Source organism: Pseudomonas sp. Colony2 (assembly GCF_019382755.1).
Classification (GTDB): Bacteria; Pseudomonadota; Gammaproteobacteria; order Pseudomonadales; family Pseudomonadaceae; genus Aquipseudomonas.
Genome location: NZ_CP080030.1, coordinates 1,425,988 through 1,442,524, shown reverse-complemented (window position 1 = coordinate 1,442,524; position 16,537 = coordinate 1,425,988). Strand labels below are relative to the sequence as shown.

The 16,537-nt window shown below is 60.6% G+C and carries 18 protein-coding genes and 1 pseudogene; 15 read left to right on the top strand and 4 right to left on the bottom strand.

Annotated features, from left to right (window positions below; translation table 11 throughout):
• Positions 1-650 precede the first annotated feature (650 nt).
• On the bottom strand, positions 651-953 hold the full coding sequence (locus JV201_RS06070) for a DUF2288 domain-containing protein (RefSeq protein ID WP_003211652.1): 303 nt from the start codon (positions 951-953) through the stop codon (positions 651-653).
• 340 nt (positions 954-1,293) lie between these two features.
• Here JV201_RS06070 and JV201_RS06065 point away from each other — a divergent pair, with 340 nt between their 5' ends.
• The 10 genes from JV201_RS06065 to JV201_RS06020 all read left to right on the top strand — a co-directional run bounded on the left by JV201_RS06065 (position 1,294) and on the right by JV201_RS06020 (position 9,012).
• Positions 1,294-2,421: a branched-chain amino acid ABC transporter substrate-binding protein gene (locus JV201_RS06065; protein ID WP_003211654.1), complete on the top strand. Its 1,128-nt coding sequence runs from the start codon at positions 1,294-1,296 to the stop codon at positions 2,419-2,421.
• A gap of 45 nt (positions 2,422-2,466) precedes the next feature.
• On the top strand, positions 2,467-2,649 hold the full coding sequence (locus tag JV201_RS06060) for a hypothetical protein (RefSeq protein ID WP_003211657.1): 183 nt from the start codon (positions 2,467-2,469) through the stop codon (positions 2,647-2,649).
• A complete protein-coding gene (livH, locus tag JV201_RS06055) occupies positions 2,649-3,572 on the top strand; it encodes a high-affinity branched-chain amino acid ABC transporter permease LivH (protein WP_003211659.1) in 924 nt (307 codons plus the stop codon). The genes JV201_RS06060 and livH overlap by 1 nt, the downstream gene beginning before the upstream one ends.
• A complete protein-coding gene (locus JV201_RS06050) occupies positions 3,569-4,822 on the top strand; it encodes a high-affinity branched-chain amino acid ABC transporter permease LivM (RefSeq protein ID WP_003211661.1) in 1,254 nt (417 codons plus the stop codon). The genes livH and JV201_RS06050 overlap by 4 nt, the downstream gene beginning before the upstream one ends.
• Positions 4,819-5,586: a high-affinity branched-chain amino acid ABC transporter ATP-binding protein LivG gene (livG, locus tag JV201_RS06045; protein ID WP_003211663.1), complete on the top strand. Its 768-nt coding sequence runs from the start codon at positions 4,819-4,821 to the stop codon at positions 5,584-5,586. Before JV201_RS06050 ends, livG begins: the two co-directional genes overlap by 4 nt.
• Before the next feature lies 1 nt (position 5,587).
• The gene (locus JV201_RS06040; RefSeq protein WP_003211664.1) at positions 5,588-6,289 is read left to right on the top strand and encodes an ABC transporter ATP-binding protein; all 702 of its coding nucleotides are present in this window, start codon (positions 5,588-5,590) and stop codon (positions 6,287-6,289) included.
• A 260-nt stretch (positions 6,290-6,549) separates the two neighbouring features.
• Positions 6,550-6,855, top strand: a complete 306-nt coding sequence (locus JV201_RS06035; RefSeq protein ID WP_003211666.1) for a DUF2282 domain-containing protein — start codon at positions 6,550-6,552, stop codon at positions 6,853-6,855.
• Positions 6,856-6,881: 26 nt separating this feature from the next.
• Positions 6,882-7,757 (top strand): DUF692 domain-containing protein, encoded by an 876-nt coding sequence (locus tag JV201_RS06030; RefSeq protein WP_219406628.1) that lies wholly within the window; start codon positions 6,882-6,884, stop codon positions 7,755-7,757.
• Positions 7,754-8,530: a DUF2063 domain-containing protein gene (locus JV201_RS06025; RefSeq protein WP_003211670.1), complete on the top strand. Its 777-nt coding sequence runs from the start codon at positions 7,754-7,756 to the stop codon at positions 8,528-8,530. The genes JV201_RS06030 and JV201_RS06025 overlap by 4 nt, the downstream gene beginning before the upstream one ends.
• The gene (locus tag JV201_RS06020) at positions 8,527-9,012 is read left to right on the top strand and encodes a DoxX family protein (RefSeq protein WP_003211673.1); all 486 of its coding nucleotides are present in this window, start codon (positions 8,527-8,529) and stop codon (positions 9,010-9,012) included. Before JV201_RS06025 ends, JV201_RS06020 begins: the two co-directional genes overlap by 4 nt.
• Here JV201_RS06020 and JV201_RS06015 read toward each other — a convergent pair.
• Positions 9,009-9,917 carry a LysR family transcriptional regulator gene (locus tag JV201_RS06015; protein ID WP_003211675.1) on the bottom strand — a complete coding sequence of 303 codons (909 nt, stop codon included), beginning with the start codon at positions 9,915-9,917 and terminating at the stop codon, positions 9,009-9,011. The two genes, JV201_RS06020 and JV201_RS06015, sit on opposite strands and share 4 nt — an antisense overlap.
• Before the next feature lie 104 nt (positions 9,918-10,021).
• Between JV201_RS06015 and JV201_RS06010 the strand changes: the two genes are divergently transcribed.
• Positions 10,022-10,621 carry a short chain dehydrogenase gene (locus tag JV201_RS06010; RefSeq protein ID WP_003211677.1) on the top strand — a complete coding sequence of 200 codons (600 nt, stop codon included), beginning with the start codon at positions 10,022-10,024 and terminating at the stop codon, positions 10,619-10,621.
• Positions 10,622-10,637: 16 nt separating this feature from the next.
• On the opposite strand, the gene JV201_RS06005 is transcribed toward JV201_RS06010, so the two are convergent.
• Entirely contained in the window at positions 10,638-11,033 is a 396-nt protein-coding gene (locus JV201_RS06005; protein ID WP_008432073.1) for a hypothetical protein, read from the bottom strand.
• A 136-nt stretch (positions 11,034-11,169) separates the two neighbouring features.
• Between JV201_RS06005 and JV201_RS06000 the strand changes: the two genes are divergently transcribed.
• On the top strand, positions 11,170-11,841 hold the full coding sequence (locus JV201_RS06000) for a COG3650 family protein (protein WP_003211681.1): 672 nt from the start codon (positions 11,170-11,172) through the stop codon (positions 11,839-11,841).
• Positions 11,842-11,948: 107 nt separating this feature from the next.
• Positions 11,949-13,562, top strand: a complete 1,614-nt coding sequence (locus tag JV201_RS05995) for an NAD(P)/FAD-dependent oxidoreductase (RefSeq protein ID WP_003211683.1) — start codon at positions 11,949-11,951, stop codon at positions 13,560-13,562.
• A gap of 135 nt (positions 13,563-13,697) precedes the next feature.
• Here JV201_RS05995 and JV201_RS05990 read toward each other — a convergent pair whose 3' ends face one another.
• Complete coding sequence (locus JV201_RS05990) at positions 13,698-14,795, bottom strand: PLP-dependent cysteine synthase family protein (RefSeq protein ID WP_173406096.1); 1,098 nt, start codon at positions 14,793-14,795, stop codon at positions 13,698-13,700.
• A 213-nt stretch (positions 14,796-15,008) separates the two neighbouring features.
• On the opposite strand from JV201_RS05990, the gene nhaA reads away from it, so the two are divergent.
• Together nhaA and JV201_RS05980 are read left to right on the top strand one after the other, a co-directional pair.
• Positions 15,009-16,196, top strand: a complete 1,188-nt coding sequence (nhaA, locus tag JV201_RS05985; RefSeq protein WP_003211688.1) for a Na+/H+ antiporter NhaA — start codon at positions 15,009-15,011, stop codon at positions 16,194-16,196.
• Between the two features lie 156 nt (positions 16,197-16,352).
• Positions 16,353-16,537, top strand: a pseudogene (locus tag JV201_RS05980) (S-type Pyocin); the annotation flags it as partial.

Here is a 16,537-nt window from a genome sequence, read left to right as displayed (position 1 = left end):
TGTGGGAGCGGGCTTGCTCGCGAAGGTCGTTAACGATGACGCGGGCATTCTGGATAAACGCGGCGCTCTCAGGTTTTTCGCGAGCAAGCCCGCTCCCACAGAAAAGCAGATCTGTTTTCGCTCTGGTCTTTGCTTTTTCTTTTTACACTCAAGCCGGCCGGGAGGCCGCTGTGCTCTGCTTTTGATTTTGATCTGCGGGCCCCGTTAACCACGATGGCCGCAAGTAGGCACGGTGGAGCGGGTAAATCGGCAGGGATGCCGATTTAGCCGCGCCGGGCCATGGATGGCCCGTCGCGGCGGCCCGCGGAACCGTGCCGGAGTGCGGGCATGCCGAGCCTAGGCGAGGCACCGAGTGGTGGGGCAAAGACCTTTTGGTTACTTTTGGCTGGGCCGGCATTCCGGGCGTTTGCCAAAAGTGACCCGCTGTAAGAGCGGAACCATAAGTAGCCGTTACCTAAATAACGGATATGTACACATACCCAGAAACAATTCCCCCCGCACTCCGCCGCTACCAAAACTGTTCCCATGACGCGCACGTAACCCCCGCCTGTGACCTTTCTCTACGGCAAGGTGCCATCACCGCAAATGCAGTTACCCGCCTACACACTTAAACTCGGAAAAATCACGCACCTTTTTCGCGCATGCATTTCCTACACTGCCCTTTCCTGGATCAGAATCCACGGCGAAACCACCACCGCCCACAAACTCGGGTCCCGCTCAACCAGGTCCAATGCCCGCGTCGCAGACACCTCGCCAAGACTCCCCGCAGCCAGCCAGGCAGCGACTTTCTCACGGTTGTCCTCAGCCATGCCCTCGGCGGCCTCGATCAAATCCAGCCCGGCGTCGACCCACAATAGGGCACCCTTGGCAAAGAACGGCTCAAGCTCCTTCCAGGAAATTTCGGCAGTTTCACCAAGCAGCTTGGCATAGAGGGTGCTAGGTTCTTGCGTCATGGGAGTTCACCTGAAGAAAAAATCGGCGCAATCATACCGTCGAGCCCCAGGCAGAAAAACCCAGTTGCAAATGAGGCACCGAACGAAAGTGTCAGGAAAGCCAAGGATTGCCCGAAACTCTGGCATCACCCCGCCGCAATTCTGTCTTTTTCTTTCATTTAAGCGACATACCCGGGTTTTGCCCCCAGCAGCCAGCTTTTCAAGCGATCAACCGGCGCTCTACACTGTACCGGTACAGTTGCCAGGCCGCTGCCGGGGGATATCCGAGATATCTGATCCGGTTCTGCAGCTCACAAGGCCGCTAGAACTATAAAAAATACAACAGTAAGAGTGGAGCACTATGAATAAGGCTACTAAGCAGATTTCCAAACTGTTTGCCGCTATGGTCCTGGCCGGGGTTGCCAGCCATTCGTTCGCAGCTGACACCATTAAGATCGGTATTGCCGGCCCTAAAACCGGCCCTGTGACCCAGTACGGCGACATGCAGTTCATGGGTGCCAAGCAGGCCATCGCCGACATCAACGCCAAGGGCGGCGTAGATGGCAAAATGCTCGAAGCCAAGGAATACGACGACGCTTGCGATCCAAAACAAGCCGTGGCCGTAGCCAACAAAGTGGTCAACGACGGCGTCAAGTTCGTGGTCGGTCACCTTTGCTCCAGCTCCACTCAGCCAGCATCCGACATCTACGAAGACGAAGGCGTGATCATGATCACCCCGGCTGCCACCAGCCCGGAAATCACGTCCCGTGGCTACAAGCTGGTCTTCCGCACCATCGGCCTGGACAGCGCCCAGGGCCCTGCCGCCGGTAACTACATCGCCGACCACGTGAAGCCGAAAGTCGTAGCCGTTATCCACGACAAACAGCAATACGGTGAAGGCATCGCCACCGCCGTTAAACAAACCCTCGAGAAGAAAGGCGTGAAAGTTGCCCTCTTCGAAGGCATCAACGCTGGCGACAAAGACTTCGGTTCGCTGATCCAGAAGCTCAAGCAAGCCAACGTCGACTTCGTCTACTACGGCGGCTACCACCCTGAGCTGGGCCTGATCCTGCGCCAAGCCAAGGAAAAAGGCGTGAACGCCAAGTTCATGGGCCCTGAAGGCGTCGGCAACGACTCCATCTCGCAAATCGCCCAGGGCGCTTCCGAAGGCCTGCTGGTTACCCTGCCGAAATCCTTCGACACCGATCCTGCCAACAAGGCAATCGTTGAAGAGTTCACCAAGAACAAGCAGGACCCAACCGGTCCGTTCGTGTTCCCGGCCTACTCGGCTGTTGAAGTGATCGCCGGCGGTATCGCTGCCGCGAAGAGCGAAGACACCGCCAAGGTGGCAGCGGCCATCCACGCCGGTACCTTCAAGACCCCGACCGGCGACCTGAGCTTCGACGCCAAGGGCGACCTGAAGGACTTCAAGTTCGTGGTCTACGAATGGCACTTCGGCAAACCAAAAACCGAAGTTTCCCCTCAGTAAGCCAGGCGTTACTGGTCAACAAGCCCACTGTGCAAGCAGTGGGCTTTGTTTTACGAGGTTTATGGGCCTGTCACCCGCGATCCGGGCGCTGGCTCACCTGAAAATCTTAAAACCGTCACCAGCGGTTCGCTGGCAAACGCTTTGTGCAACCTGATCACAGAACAGGGCACCGAGCCGGAAATTGACTCCACCAGTGAAATGCGTATCGGGTTTTTAGGAGCGCTGTAATGCCTGAGATCTATCATTTTTTCCAAACGCTGGTTAACGGCATGACCGTTGGCAGCACCTATGCCTTGATAGCCATTGGCTACACAATGGTTTACGGCATCATTGGAATGATTAACTTCGCCCATGGCGAGGTGTACATGATTGGTTCCTACGTGGCCTTCATCGCCCTTGCCGGGCTGGCCATGCTGGGTATCCATTCCCTGCCGCTGTTGATGACCGCTGCATTCCTGGCGTCCATCGTCGTAACCAGTGCCTATGGCTACAGTATCGAACGCGTTGCGTACCGCCCCTTGCGTGGCAGCAACCGCTTGATCCCGCTGATCTCCGCAATCGGCATGTCGATTTTCCTGCAGAACACCGTATTGCTGTCCCAGGACTCCAAGGACAAATCCATTCCCAACCTGATCCCGGGGAGCATCTCCTTCGGCCCAGGCGGCGCACAGGAAGTGCTGATTTCCTATATGCAGATCCTGGTCTTCGTCGTCACCCTGGTGGCGATGCTCGGCCTGACCCTGTTCATCTCCCGCTCCCGTCTGGGGCGCGCCTGCCGGGCCTGCGCCGAAGACATCAAGATGGCCAACCTGTTGGGCATCAACACCAACAACATCATCGCCCTGACCTTCGTCATCGGTGCCGCACTGGCGGCTATCGCTGCCGTGTTGCTGAGCATGCAGTACGGCGTGATCAACCCCAACGCTGGTTTCCTGGTGGGCCTCAAGGCCTTCACCGCAGCGGTATTGGGCGGCATCGGCAGCATTCCGGGTGCGATGCTCGGCGGGCTGGTGCTGGGGGTGGCTGAAGCCTTTGGCGCCGACGTATTCGGTGACCAGTACAAGGACGTGGTGGCATTCGGTCTATTGGTTCTGGTGCTGTTGTTCCGGCCGACCGGCATTCTGGGCCGTCCGGAGGTTGAGAAAGTATGAGCAGATATCTTAAATCGGCGTTTTTCAGCGCCTTGCTGGTCTGGGCCGTGGCCTTCCCGGTACTCGGGCTCAAGTTGAGCATTGTCGGGATCAACCTTGAAGTGCATGGCACCGGTCCCGTGACGTTGACCATCATTGCCCTGTGCTCGGTGTTGATGTTCCTGCGCGTGCTGTTCACTCAGCAGGTCGGGGCACTCCTCAAGTCCAACCGTGGCCCGTTGGTATCGCCCAAGGTCAGCCAGTTCCTGACCCTGCCGCGCACCCAGCGCTACATCATCATCGGCCTGATCGTGGCCGCGTTGATCTGGCCGTTCTTCGGCTCCCGTGGTGCGGTGGATATCGCGACGCTGATCCTGATCTACGTGTTGCTGGGCCTGGGCCTGAACATCGTGGTGGGTCTGGCCGGCTTGCTCGACCTGGGCTACGTGGGCTTCTACGCGGTGGGTGCCTACACCTACGCGCTGCTCTCGCATTACCTGGGCTGGGGCTTCTGGATCTGCCTGCCACTGGCCGGCATGGCGGCGGCCACATTTGGCTTCCTGCTGGGCTTCCCGGTACTGCGCTTGCGCGGTGACTACCTGGCGATCGTGACCCTGGGCTTCGGTGAAATCATCCGTCTGTTCCTGCGTAACCTCACCGATATCACCGGCGGGCCCAATGGCATCAGCAGCATTCCCAAGCCAACGTTCTTCGGGCTGACGTTCGACCGCACCGCGGCCGAAGGCATGCAGACGTTCCACGAGTACTTCGGGATCGACTACAACCCGGTGAGCAAAGTGGTGTTCCTGTACCTGGTGGCCCTGCTGCTGGCACTGGCGGCGCTGTTCGTGATCAACCGCCTGCTGCGCATGCCGATCGGTCGCGCGTGGGAAGCGTTGCGCGAAGATGAAATCGCCTGCCGTGCACTAGGCATGAACCCGACCGTCATCAAGCTTTCGGCATTCACCCTCGGGGCCACCTTCGCCGGTTTTGCCGGCAGCTTCTTCGCCGCGCGCCAAGGCCTGGTGACCCCGGAGTCGTTCACCTTCATCGAGTCGGCAATCATCCTCGCCATCGTGGTACTGGGCGGCATGGGCTCGCAGCTCGGCGTGATCCTCGCGGCGATCGTGATGATCCTGCTGCCGGAAATGATGCGTGAATTCAGCGAATACCGCATGTTGATGTTCGGCGCCATGATGGTGCTGATGATGATCTGGCGACCTCAAGGCCTGCTGCCCATGCAACGTCCCCACATGGAGCTGCGCAAATGAGCCGCGAGATCCTGAAAGTCGAAAACTTGAGCATGCGCTTCGGCGGTTTGCTGGCGGTCAACGGCGTGGCCCTGACCGTGCAAGAGAAACAAGTCGTGGCCCTGATCGGCCCCAACGGCGCCGGCAAGACCACGGTGTTCAACTGCCTGACCGGCTTCTACAAGCCGGCTGGCGGCACCATCCTGCTGGACGGCCAGCCGATCCAGGGCCTGGCCGGCCACGAGATCGCCCGCAAGGGCGTGGTGCGGACCTTCCAGAACGTGCGGTTGTTCAAGGACATGACGGCGGTCGAGAACCTGTTGATCGCCCAGCATCGCCACCTGAACACCAACTTCTTTGCCGGCCTGTTCAAGACGCCGTCGTTCCGCAAGAGCGAGCGCGAGGCCATGGAATATGCCGCGTACTGGCTGGACAAGGTCAACCTCACCGAGTTTGCCAACCGTCCTGCCGGCACCCTGGCCTACGGTCAGCAACGGCGCCTGGAAATCGCCCGCTGCATGATGACCCGCCCGCGGATCCTCATGCTCGACGAACCGGCCGCCGGCTTGAACCCGAAGGAAACAGAAGACCTCAAGGCGCTGATCAGTGTGCTGCGTGAAGAAAACAACGCCACCGTGCTGCTGATCGAACACGACATGAAACTGGTCATGAGCATTTCCGACCATATCGTCGTGATCAACCAGGGCACGCCACTGGCCGACGGTACGCCGGAGCAGATCCGCGACAACCCGGAAGTGATCAAAGCCTATTTGGGGGAAGCGTAAAATGCTGCAATTCGAAAACGTTTCCACTTTCTACGGCAAGATCCAGGCGCTGCACAGCGTCAACGTGGAAGTGCGCCAGGGCGAAATCGTTACCCTGATCGGCGCCAACGGTGCCGGTAAATCCACGCTGCTGATGACCCTGTGCGGTTCGCCCCAGGCTCACAGCGGCAGCATCCGCTACATGGGTGAGGAGCTGGTGGGCCAGGCCTCCTCCGAGATCATGCGCAAGAGCATTGCCGTGGTTCCGGAAGGCCGCCGGGTATTTGCCCGCCTGACCGTGGAAGAGAACCTCGCCATGGGCGGGTTCTTCACCGACAAGGGCGATTACCAGGAGCAGATGGACAAGGTGCTGCACCTGTTCCCGCGGCTCAAGGAACGCTTCAGCCAGCGCGGCGGCACCATGTCCGGCGGCGAACAGCAAATGCTCGCCATCGGCCGCGCGCTGATGAGCAAGCCCAAGCTGTTGTTGCTGGACGAACCGTCTCTGGGGTTGGCGCCGATTATCATCCAGCAGATCTTCGACATCATCGAACAGCTGCGCAAGGACGGTGTGACGGTGTTCCTGGTGGAGCAGAACGCCAACCAAGCGCTGAAGATTGCCGACCGCGCCTACGTACTGGAAAACGGCCGCGTGGTGATGCAGGGCAGCGGCGAACAACTGCTGACCGATCCGAAAGTACGTGAGGCTTATTTGGGCGGTTGATGCCCATCTGGTCAATGTATGAGCGGGCTTTTGTGGGAGCGGGCTTGCTCGCGAAGGCGGTGGATCAGCCAACTTGTTTGGTGACCGACCCACYGCCTTCGCGAGCAAGCCCGCTCCCACATTTGTTTGGTGTGAACCAAAGACTTTGGCGAAACCTGAAATTATTTTCCCCGGCTTTGTAACGAATCCCTTCCCCCTTTCTCTAGTGGTGTAAGCAGGCGAACATGCTTGCCAACTCAACCCACTGCTGGAGATACACCATGACTACCAAAACCCGCTCGCTGTCCGCCGCCACCCTCGTCCTGGCCCTGGGTTCGGCCCTGAGCCTGTCCGCCCTGACCACCACCGCCCACGCCGCCGATGACATGCAGAAATGCTTCGGTGTAGCCGAAGCCGGCAAGAACGATTGCGCTGCAGGCGCCGGCACTTCCTGCGCGGGCACCTCGAAGGTCAAGGATCAGGCCAACGCCTGGAAACTGGTCCCGGCCGGTACCTGCCTGAAAACCCCAAGCACCACCTCGCCAACCGGCTTCGGCCAGGAAGCTGCCTTCACCGCCAAGTCCTGAAACCCTGCACAGCCTGAGTACTGACGATGACGCTCTCATTCACCCACTCCATCTCCCAGGCTCAGGCGCCCGGCCTCCCCCGTCGGGCCGGGCTGGGGCTCAAGAACGAGCACTTCAGTGAAGTGCTTGAGACGTCCCCCGATATCGGTTTTTTTGAAGTCCACGCCGAAAACTACATGGTGGCCGGCGGGCCTTTCCATCACTACCTGGGCTTGATCCGCGAACAGTACCCGCTGTCGCTGCACGGTGTAGGCCTGTCCATTGGCGGCGAAGGTCCGCTGAACGACGAGCACCTGGCGCGCTTGGCCACGCTGATCGAACGCTATCAACCCCACTCCTTTTCCGAACACCTGGCCTGGTCCAGCCACGGCCCGGTGTTTCTCAATGATTTGCTGCCGCTGGCGTATGACGATGAAACCCTGAAGCGGGTGTGCGAACACATCGACCAGGTACAAACCCGCCTGCAGCGGACCATGCTGCTGGAGAACCCGTCGACCTATCTGCAATTCCAGTGTTCCACCCTGGAAGAGACCGACTTCATCAGCGAAGCGATTCGCCGCACCGGCTGCGGGCTGCTGCTGGACGTGAACAATGTGTATGTGTCGTGCATCAACCATCAGCAAGACCCGCTGAAGTACATCGAGGCCTTGCCGTTGCACGCCGTGGGCGAGATTCACCTGGCAGGGTTTGCCGAAGACACCGACAGCCTCGGCGACCGTTTGCTGATTGACGATCACGGCGCCCCCATCGACGACGCGGTATGGCAGCTCTACCAGCACGTGCTCAGCCGCACCGGGCCGGTCGCCACGCTGATCGAGCGCGACAACCAGGTGCCGGCGTTCAGCGTGCTGCACGCTGAAGCACGCGAGGCCGACCGGTTTCTGCTGGAGGTGCGTGCATGAGCCGCCAGGACGTCTTTAGCCGCGCCCTGCTGTCCCCCGAGGAAAACTGCCCGCAAGGCTTGTTCAGCCGCAACGGCGCCGATCCGGCCGGTCGTTTTGCGGTGTATCGCAACAATGTCCATAGCTCGCTGATCAACGCGCTGGCCGCCGGCTACCCGGTCACCCTGCAACTGGTGGGCGATGAGTTTTTTCGGGCGATGGCCGGTGTGTATGTCCAGGGTTTCCCGCCGACAAGCCCTCTGATCAATGAATACGGCAGCGACCTGGCGGACTTTATCCAGGGCTTCGCCCCCGCCGCCAGCGTGCCTTACCTGGCTGACGTGGCGCGCCTGGAGCGATTGCGGGTGAGGGCCTACCACGCGGCGGACGCACAGCCACTGGATCAACAGGAGGTCATCGCCACCCTGCAACAACAGTCGGACCTGGGCGAACTGCGCCTGCAACTGCATCCATCCCTGGCCACCCTGAACTCGGCCTACGCCGTGGTGGCTTTATGGGCGGCGCATCAGACCGGCGAATCCCTCGCCACCCTCGACCCCTTCCATGCCCAAAGCGCGCTGGTACTACGCAATGGCCTGCACGTGCAGGTATTTCACATCGACAGCGGCTCAGCGACGTTTATCAACAGCCTGAACAACGGTTGGCCATTGGAAATGGCCGTGGCCTACGCCCTCGATGCGGCCGCCGAATTTGACCTGCACCAATGCCTGGCCCTGCTGATCGGTCACGGCGCCATCACCCACTTGCACACAGAACCCAAGGTATCGCCATGAACACCACCGCTCCCGGGCTGATCCAACGGATCATCCAGTGCTTCGAGAAAATCCCCTACAGCCTGATCGCCTTTGTCGCACGCTTCTCTATCGCAGCGGTGTTCTGGAAATCCGGCCAGACCAAAGTGGAAGGCCTTGCCGTGGACCTGATCGGCGGGACCTTCCAACTGGGCTGGCCGCACTTGGCGCCGTCCACCCTGCCGCTGTTTCGCAGCGAATACCACGTGCCGCTGCTGTCTGCGGAAGTGGCGGCGCACATGGCTGCGTTCGCCGAGCATTTCTTCCCGGTGCTGATCCTCGTGGGGTTTGCCACGCGATTCTCGGCGCTGGCGCTGCTGGGCATGACCCTGACCATCCAGCTTTTCGTCTACCCGGACGCCTACCCGACCCACGGCACCTGGATCGCATTGCTGCTGCTGTTGATGGCCAAGGGGCCGGGCAGCTTCTCGATTGATCACCTGATTGCGCGACGCTACCGCTAAAGGCGATCGAGGGCTTCGCCGCTGCGCTTGAACCAGCCCACCAGATAATCTGCGAGTACCTGGGTGCGGCGCGGCAGGCCGCCCTGATACGGATGGACCAGGTACATCGGCATGCTGCGGGTCTGATAATCCCGCAGGAGCCAGCGCAGGCGACCGTCAGCCAATTCCGCGTGCAGCACGTAGGACGGCAAGCGCGCGATGCCCGCCCCCACCAGTGCAGCCTTCTTCAACAAGTTGTAATGGTTGGAGGCAAAGGTCCCGGATACCCGAACCCGCAGCAGCTCATGCTGTTGGTGATACAGCCACTCTTCACGACCACTGTAGTGGCTGTTCAGCAAGCAGTTGTGGCCCACCAGTTCCGCCGGCGTCAGCGGCTCGCCGTGCTGTTCCAGGTAAGCCGGGCTGGCGCAGGTCATCTCGTGCCAGGCGAGCAACGGCTTGGCGACCAGACGCTCGTCGTTGGCGACCTCCGAACGTACCGCCAAGTCGAAGCCATCCCGCGCCAGGTCCCGGTACTGGTTGTTGAGTTCCAACTCGATCTGCACCTGTGGGTACTCCCGGGAAAACTCCAGCAACAGACCGTCGAAGAAGGTTTCGCCCAGGGACACCGGAACCGTCATACGCACCGGGCCGACGAGATCATCCTTGAGCCTGGCCAATGCCTGACGTGCCCGCTCCACCTGGACCACCAACGCCTGGGCTTGCGGCAACAGCGCCGCACCCGCCGCCGTCAGGCTCAGGCGGCGGGTGGTGCGATGCAACAACACCACCGAAAACTGCGCTTCCAACTGGCTGATGCGCTTGGACAGTTGCCCTTTGCTGCAGCCCAGTTGCTGGGCCGCCAAGGTAAAGCTGCCGGCTTCGATCAACACGGCAAACGCGGCGAGGTCATCCATTTCGCTCATGGATTGTTTCCAATTGAAAACCAAAGGTTGCCTATTAGTGCACTTATCCGCGCAAAAAATCACTCTAGACTGAAACCTCACCTACACATCTGGAGGAAGGCACGATGAAAATCCTGTTGATTGGCGCAAGCGGTACCGTGGGTTCGGCGGTGAAGGCAGAACTGTCCCAACGGCATGAAGTGATCAGCATCGGTCGCAAAAGTGGCGACTTCCAGGTCGATATCAGCGACAGCGCCTCGATCCGCAAACTGTTCGAACAGACCGGCAAATTCGACGCACTGATCTGCGCCGCCGGCAGCGTCAACTTCGTGCCCCTGGGCGACATGAGCGAAACCGATTTTGACCTGGGCCTGCAAGACAAGCTGATGGGCCAGGTCAACCTGCTGCTGATTGGCCGCGAGTTCGCCAATGACGGCGCGTCGTTCACCTTCACCAGCGGCATTCTCAACCGCGATCCGATTCGCACCGGTGCTTCGGCTGCCCTGGTCAACGGCGCGCTGGATGCATTCGTGAAAGCCGCTGCGATCGAACTGCCCCGCGGCCTGCGCATCAACTCGGTCAGCCCTACCGTCCTGCTGGAAGCCATGGGCAGCTACGCGCCATACTTCCGTGGGTACAAACCGGCTCCGGGTGCAGAAGTGGCGTTGGCCTACGCGAAAAGCGTGGAAGGCTTGCAGACCGGGCAGACGTTTATCGTTGGTTGACCAGCCTGAAAAGCCGTCACCGTTGAACCCAGGGCATCCATTTACGGAGCATGTCCTGGGGGACGGAAAACTGTATTTCTCGTGTGTTCAGCACACCCATGACAGTGGCGCCATCACTCACGTTGTAGCCGTCTACGTATGTCGAAACCTGCTTGTTGTAAGCCAGTAAAGTAATTGCAGCCGTGCGGGCCCTGGCCTCCGGGCTCAGCGTGACATTGACCGAAATAAAGTCCGGGCTACTGTCAGGCGTCCTCTTCACGGTGATCGAGATCTCGGTAAAGTCAGTGGCAGAGGAGTACTCCAGCCGCGCCGGTTCACTGCCCAGTGCAGAACCCGTCACCAGTAACAGCCCCCACAGATTCCATCGAATAGTCATCGCGGCTTTCCGAATAAAAGAGAAAGACGTTCCCATGACCGTTCACATCCCTCTATAGGAAAAGTCCCAGCAGGGATGATCGCCCCCGGCACACCTTATTCAACCTGTGTCCCGGGCTTGTGATGCACCGCCAGCCTGCGTAACGTGGCGGCACTTATCAGGAGACCCGATGATGCGTGCCGCCCGTACCCTAGCCTTGTTTGCCCTGCTGCCCCTGTTCGCCGCCTGCCAGATGTTCGATAACGAGCCGGCCAAGCCCTCTCTCGCCGGGATGACCCGCATGCAGGGCGAGTTGACGGCCCAGGGTGACAAACTGCTGTTCCAGCCCTGCAACGACAAACGCAACTACGTGGTCAACGACACCGGTGGCACCAGCATCCTGCAGGAGGCCGCCTCCCTGGCCGGCCAGCAAGGCGCACTGTTTGCCGACCTGCGTGGCAAGTTCTCCGGCGTCGCCAGCGGCACCCAGGGCACGGTGGACCTGCAACAGGTGTACCGTGTCGAGCGCTCGACCTCGGCCTGCGATGACCCGGACTTCAAGCGCATGATCCTGCGGGCCAACGGCCACAAGCCGGCCTGGGCGATGAACGTCACCGCCAAGGGCATGGTGCTGGAGCGTGAAGGCCAGCCACCATTGGCCGTGCCGTATGTGGAAGAGCAATCGGGCGACGGACGGTTCAACCTGATGACCGAAGCGAATAACCAGCACATCGAACTCTGGGTAGCCCCGCAACGCTGTGTCGACAGCGCCAGCGGCAGCCTGCAGCACATGTCCGCCGAGCTTCGGGTCAACGGCCAGGTGCAACGCGGTTGCGCGTCGTTCGGCGGTTCGCGAGACGACTGATTGCGCCCTGCGCTGTTTTAGCATGACGGGAAACCGCTGTTGGGGCTTATAATCGCCGGTTTGCAAAACAGCCGGCCTCTTTGCCCGCCGCCTACCGGATTCCTGTCATGTTACGAATCACCGAACTCAAGCTGCCCATCGACCATCCCGAAGAAGACCTGCGGCCTGCCATTGTGCAACGCCTGGGCATCGCCAGTGATGACCTGCTCGATTTCACCCTGTTCAAACGCAGCTACGACGCCCGCAAGAAATCGTCGGAGCTGTGCTTCATCTACACCATCGACCTGGAAGTCAAAGGCGAGGCGGCCCTGCTGCTCAAGTTCGCCGACGACCGCAACGTCAACCCGGCGCCGGACATCAGCTACAAGGTCGTGGGCCATGCGCCGGAAGGCCTGACCGAGCGGCCGATCGTCGTCGGTTTTGGCCCGTGCGGGATCTTCGCCGGGCTGTTGCTGGCACAGATGGGTTTCAAGCCGATCATCCTCGAGCGCGGCCGCGAAGTGCGCCAGCGCACCAAGGACACCTGGGGCCTGTGGCGCAAGAATGTGCTGAACCCGGAATCCAACGTGCAGTTCGGTGAAGGCGGCGCCGGGACCTTCTCCGACGGCAAGCTCTATAGCCAGATCAAGGACCCGAAATTCCACGGTCGCAAGGTGCTGCACGAGTTCGTCAAGGCCGGTGCGCCAGACGAAATCCTCTACGTCAGCAAGCCGCACATCGGTACGTTTCGCCTGACCGGCGTCGTGGAAAACATGCGCCAGCAGATCATCGCCCTGGGCGGTGAAGTGCGCTTCGAGCAGCGGGTCACCGACGTGCTGATCGAAGACGGCCAGTTGAATGGCGTGGTGGTGGATGGCGGCGAGCAGATCCTGTCCAAGCACGTAATCCTGGCCCTCGGCCACAGCGCCCGCGATACCTTCCGCATGCTGCATGGCCGTGGCGTGTACATGGAAGCCAAGCCGTTCTCGGTGGGTTTCCGTATCGAACACCCGCAGTCGCTGATCGACGCTGCACGCCTGGGCAAGTACGCCGGCCACCCGAAACTCGGGGCCGCCGATTACAAACTGGTGCACCACGCCAAGAACGGCCGTTCGGTGTACAGCTTCTGCATGTGCCCGGGCGGCACCGTGGTCGCGGCGACATCAGAGCCGAACCGCGTAGTAACCAACGGCATGAGCCAGTACTCCCGTAACGAACGCAACGCCAATTCCGGGATCGTGGTGGGCATCACCCCGGAAGTGGATTACCCGGGCGGCCCGCTGGCCGGGATCGAGTTGCAGGAACGCCTGGAATCCCACGCGTTCATCCTCGGCGGCAGCAACTACGAAGCACCGGCGCAGTTGGTGGGTGATTTCATCGCCGGCAAGCCGTCCACCGCCATCGGTACCGTGGAGCCATCCTACAAGCCCGGCGTAGCCCTGGGTGACCTGGCGCTGGCGTTGCCGGAGTTTGCCATCGAAGCCATCCGCGAAGCGTTGCCGGCGTTCGAGAAGCAGATCAAGGGCTACTCGCTGCACGACGCGGTCCTGACCGGGATCGAGACCCGCACCTCATCGCCGCTGCGGATTACCCGTAATGAGTCGATGCAGAGCCTGAACGTGAAAGGCCTGTTCCCGGCGGGCGAAGGTGCCGGTTATGCCGGTGGGATTTTGTCGGCGGGTGTCGACGGGATTCGGATTGCCGAGGCGCTGGCGCGGGATATGTTGGGTATCGAGGCTTAACCACTGCGCTGAAAACGCAGCAGATCAAATGTGGGAGCGGGCTTGCTCGCGAATGCGGTGGATCAGCCGAATCATGTATTGGCTGACACACCGCATTCGCGAGCAAGCCCGCTCCCACATTGGTAATGCGGTGTTTCAAATATTGGCGCGCAGGATGCTTTCCGGCAACGGTTGCCCCCGCTCGACACTCGCCGCAACGGCCGCAATCAAACCCTCCAACTCATACCCCTGCCCTGCCAGCCAGGCCTGATCGTAATAGGTCGTGGCATAGCGCTCACCGCCGTCGCACAAGATCGCCACGATCGAGCCCGACTCCCCTGCCGCCTTCATCTGCTGCGCCGCGATCAACGCACCGATCAGGTTGGTGCCACTTGAGCCGCCTACTCGCCGCCCCAAGCGCTGCGCCAGGTAATGCATGGCCGCCAGGGACAGCGCATCCGGCACCTTGACCATCGCATCAATCACTTTCGGCAGGAACGACGCCTCAACCCGTGGCCGGCCAATGCCTTCGATGCGCGAGCCACAGTCCAGGCGCAGGCTGGCGTCGCCGCTCAGGTAGTAGTCGAAAAACACCGAACGCTCCGCGTCCGCACACAACACTCGGGTGCAGTGCTGGCGATAACGCACATAACGCCCCAACGTCGCCGTGGTGCCACCCGTGCCGGGGCTGGAAATCAGCCAACTCGGCTCCGGATAACGCTCAAAGCGCAGTTGCTGGAAGATCGATTCAGCGATGTTGTTGTTGGCGCGCCAGTCAGTGGCACGTTCGGCATAGGTGAACTGGTCCATGAAATGACCACCGCTTTCCTGCGCCAGGCGCTCGGATTCGGCGTAGATCTGCGTCGGATCCTGCACCAGATGGCTCTTGCCCCCGTAGAACGCGATCTGCGCAATCTTTTCCTGGGAAGTGGTGGCCGGCATCACCGCAATAAACGGCAAGCCCAGCAGCCTGGCGAAGTACGCCTCGGAAATCGCCGTGGAACCGCTGGAGGCTTCGATCACCGGTGCACCGGGCTTGAGCCAGCCGTTGCACAACGCATAGAGGAACAACGAACGCGCCAACCGATGTTTCAGGCTGCCGGTGGGATGGCTGGACTCATCCTTGAAATACAACTCGATACCTGGCAAACCCTGCATTGGCAAGGGGATCAGGTGGGTGTCGGCGCTGCGCTGGAAGTCCGCTTCAATAATGCGAATGGCTTCGCGGGCCCATTGGCGGTTGTCGCTCATGATCGGTTTCTCTAAGGATTTCAGTCCTGATCTTAGGATGTTTCCTACACTCCACACAGATACAGTCATGACTCAATTGGACACACAATTTCCGGGGTCTGGCGCGCAAGTGATCAGACCGATCCCTTATAACAAATAAGAATATAACTTTTGTTTTAACAACTAACGGTACGGGTTAGGGTACCCACCTATTGAACTTTGATTGGAGAGCATCCCTTGCCTCTGCGTAGCACTTTCACCCGTTTCTTCCAGCTGGAAGCCGCCAGCGGTCTGCTCCTGATCGCTGCTGCCGCTTTGGCGCTGATCATCAACAACTCACCGCTGTCGCACCTCTACGCGAGTTTTCTCGACGTGCCGGTGGTCGCACAAATCGGCGCCCTGAAAATCGCCAAGCCGGCGCTGCTGTGGATCAACGACGGCCTGATGGCCCTGTTCTTCCTGCTGATCGGCCTTGAGGTCAAACGCGAGTTGCTCGACGGCCAACTGTCCAAGCCTTCGCAAGTAGTACTGCCGGGAGCGGCAGCCATCGGCGGCATGGTCGTGCCGGCGCTGATCTATTGGGCGCTGAACAAGGACAACCCGGCCGCCCTGGGTGGCTGGGCAATCCCCATGGCCACCGACATTGCCTTCGCCCTGGGCGTATTGGCCCTGCTGGGCAAGCGCGTGCCGGTTTCGCTGAAGTTGTTCCTGATGACCCTGGCCATCATCGACGACCTTGGCGCAATCATCGTGATCGCCATCTTCTACTCCACCGACCTGTCCGGGGCGTCATTGGCCGGCGCAGCGGCATGCCTGATCGCCTTGATAGCCATGAACCGGCTGGGTGTCGTCAAGCTGGGGCCCTACATGATTGTCGGGCTGATCCTGTGGGTCTGCGTGCTCAAGAGCGGCGTACACGCCACCCTGGCGGGCGTAACATTGGCGTTCTGCATCCCGCTGCGCACCAAAAACGCCGAGCCATCGCCGCTGCTGACCCTGGAACACGCCCTGCATCCCTGGGTGGCCTACGCGATCCTGCCGCTGTTTGCCTTTGCCAATGCCGGCGTCTCGCTGGTGGGCGTCAACCTGGAAAGCTTCACCCACCACGTGCCAATGGGCATCGCCGCCGGCCTGCTGCTGGGTAAGACCGTTGGCGTACTGGGTTTCACCTGGGTCATGGTAAAAACCGGCCTTGCCGCACTGCCCGCCGGCGCCAACTGGGGCCAGGTGCTCGGCGTGGCGGTCCTGTGCGGCATCGGCTTCACCATGAGCCTGTTTGTCGGCTCCCTGGCGTTTGTGCCGGGCAGCAGTGAATACGCGGGTATGGACCGGATGGGCATCCTGACCGGGTCGATATTGGCGGCGCTGATCGGGTATGCAGTGACGGCGATGGCCAGTCGCAAGCAGGCGCTCGTTCAGGCGTAACCGCTTTTGGAGCCGGCTCGCCGGCTCCAACCTCCTCTAGGCCCATTCGGCGCCATCTCACAGAACCGTCCTACATCCACCCTCCGCTGCTTGCCATAACGTCATGCTCCCGGCTCCAACGCTGGATGTCGTTAGGCAACACGCCAGGAGGGCACGATGGCAAACAACAAGGATATACCCCAAGTCTGGCGATGCTACGGGACCGGCACGGGCGGTTACCGACGGCTCGAGAACATGAACGAGCGCGAGTTGGCTGAGCGTGAGGCCAGGCAGCAAGCATATGAAGCCATGCTTGCCCGCCAGGAAGCCTACGAGGCCAGGCGTAAAGTGGAGCCGCCGCC

Excerpts from the sequence above, each read along its gene's own strand:
- JV201_RS06070 (WP_003211652.1), bottom strand. The coding sequence starts at position 953 with ATGACGCAAGAACCTAGCACCCTCTATGCCAAGCTGCTTGGTGAAACT.
- JV201_RS06065 (WP_003211654.1), top strand. The coding sequence starts at position 1,294 with ATGAATAAGGCTACTAAGCAGATTTCCAAACTGTTTGCCGCTATGGTC.
- livH (WP_003211659.1), top strand. The coding sequence starts at position 2,649 with ATGCCTGAGATCTATCATTTTTTCCAAACGCTGGTTAACGGCATGACC.
- JV201_RS06050 (WP_003211661.1), top strand. The coding sequence starts at position 3,569 with ATGAGCAGATATCTTAAATCGGCGTTTTTCAGCGCCTTGCTGGTCTGG.
- livG (WP_003211663.1), top strand. The coding sequence starts at position 4,819 with ATGAGCCGCGAGATCCTGAAAGTCGAAAACTTGAGCATGCGCTTCGGC.
- JV201_RS06040 (WP_003211664.1), top strand. The coding sequence starts at position 5,588 with ATGCTGCAATTCGAAAACGTTTCCACTTTCTACGGCAAGATCCAGGCG.
- JV201_RS06035 (WP_003211666.1), top strand. The coding sequence starts at position 6,550 with ATGACTACCAAAACCCGCTCGCTGTCCGCCGCCACCCTCGTCCTGGCC.
- JV201_RS06030 (WP_219406628.1), top strand. The coding sequence starts at position 6,882 with ATGACGCTCTCATTCACCCACTCCATCTCCCAGGCTCAGGCGCCCGGC.
- JV201_RS06025 (WP_003211670.1), top strand. The coding sequence starts at position 7,754 with ATGAGCCGCCAGGACGTCTTTAGCCGCGCCCTGCTGTCCCCCGAGGAA.
- JV201_RS06020 (WP_003211673.1), top strand. The coding sequence starts at position 8,527 with ATGAACACCACCGCTCCCGGGCTGATCCAACGGATCATCCAGTGCTTC.
- JV201_RS06015 (WP_003211675.1), bottom strand. The coding sequence starts at position 9,917 with ATGAGCGAAATGGATGACCTCGCCGCGTTTGCCGTGTTGATCGAAGCC.
- JV201_RS06010 (WP_003211677.1), top strand. The coding sequence starts at position 10,022 with ATGAAAATCCTGTTGATTGGCGCAAGCGGTACCGTGGGTTCGGCGGTG.
- JV201_RS06005 (WP_008432073.1), bottom strand. The coding sequence starts at position 11,033 with ATGGGAACGTCTTTCTCTTTTATTCGGAAAGCCGCGATGACTATTCGA.
- JV201_RS06000 (WP_003211681.1), top strand. The coding sequence starts at position 11,170 with ATGCGTGCCGCCCGTACCCTAGCCTTGTTTGCCCTGCTGCCCCTGTTC.
- JV201_RS05995 (WP_003211683.1), top strand. The coding sequence starts at position 11,949 with ATGTTACGAATCACCGAACTCAAGCTGCCCATCGACCATCCCGAAGAA.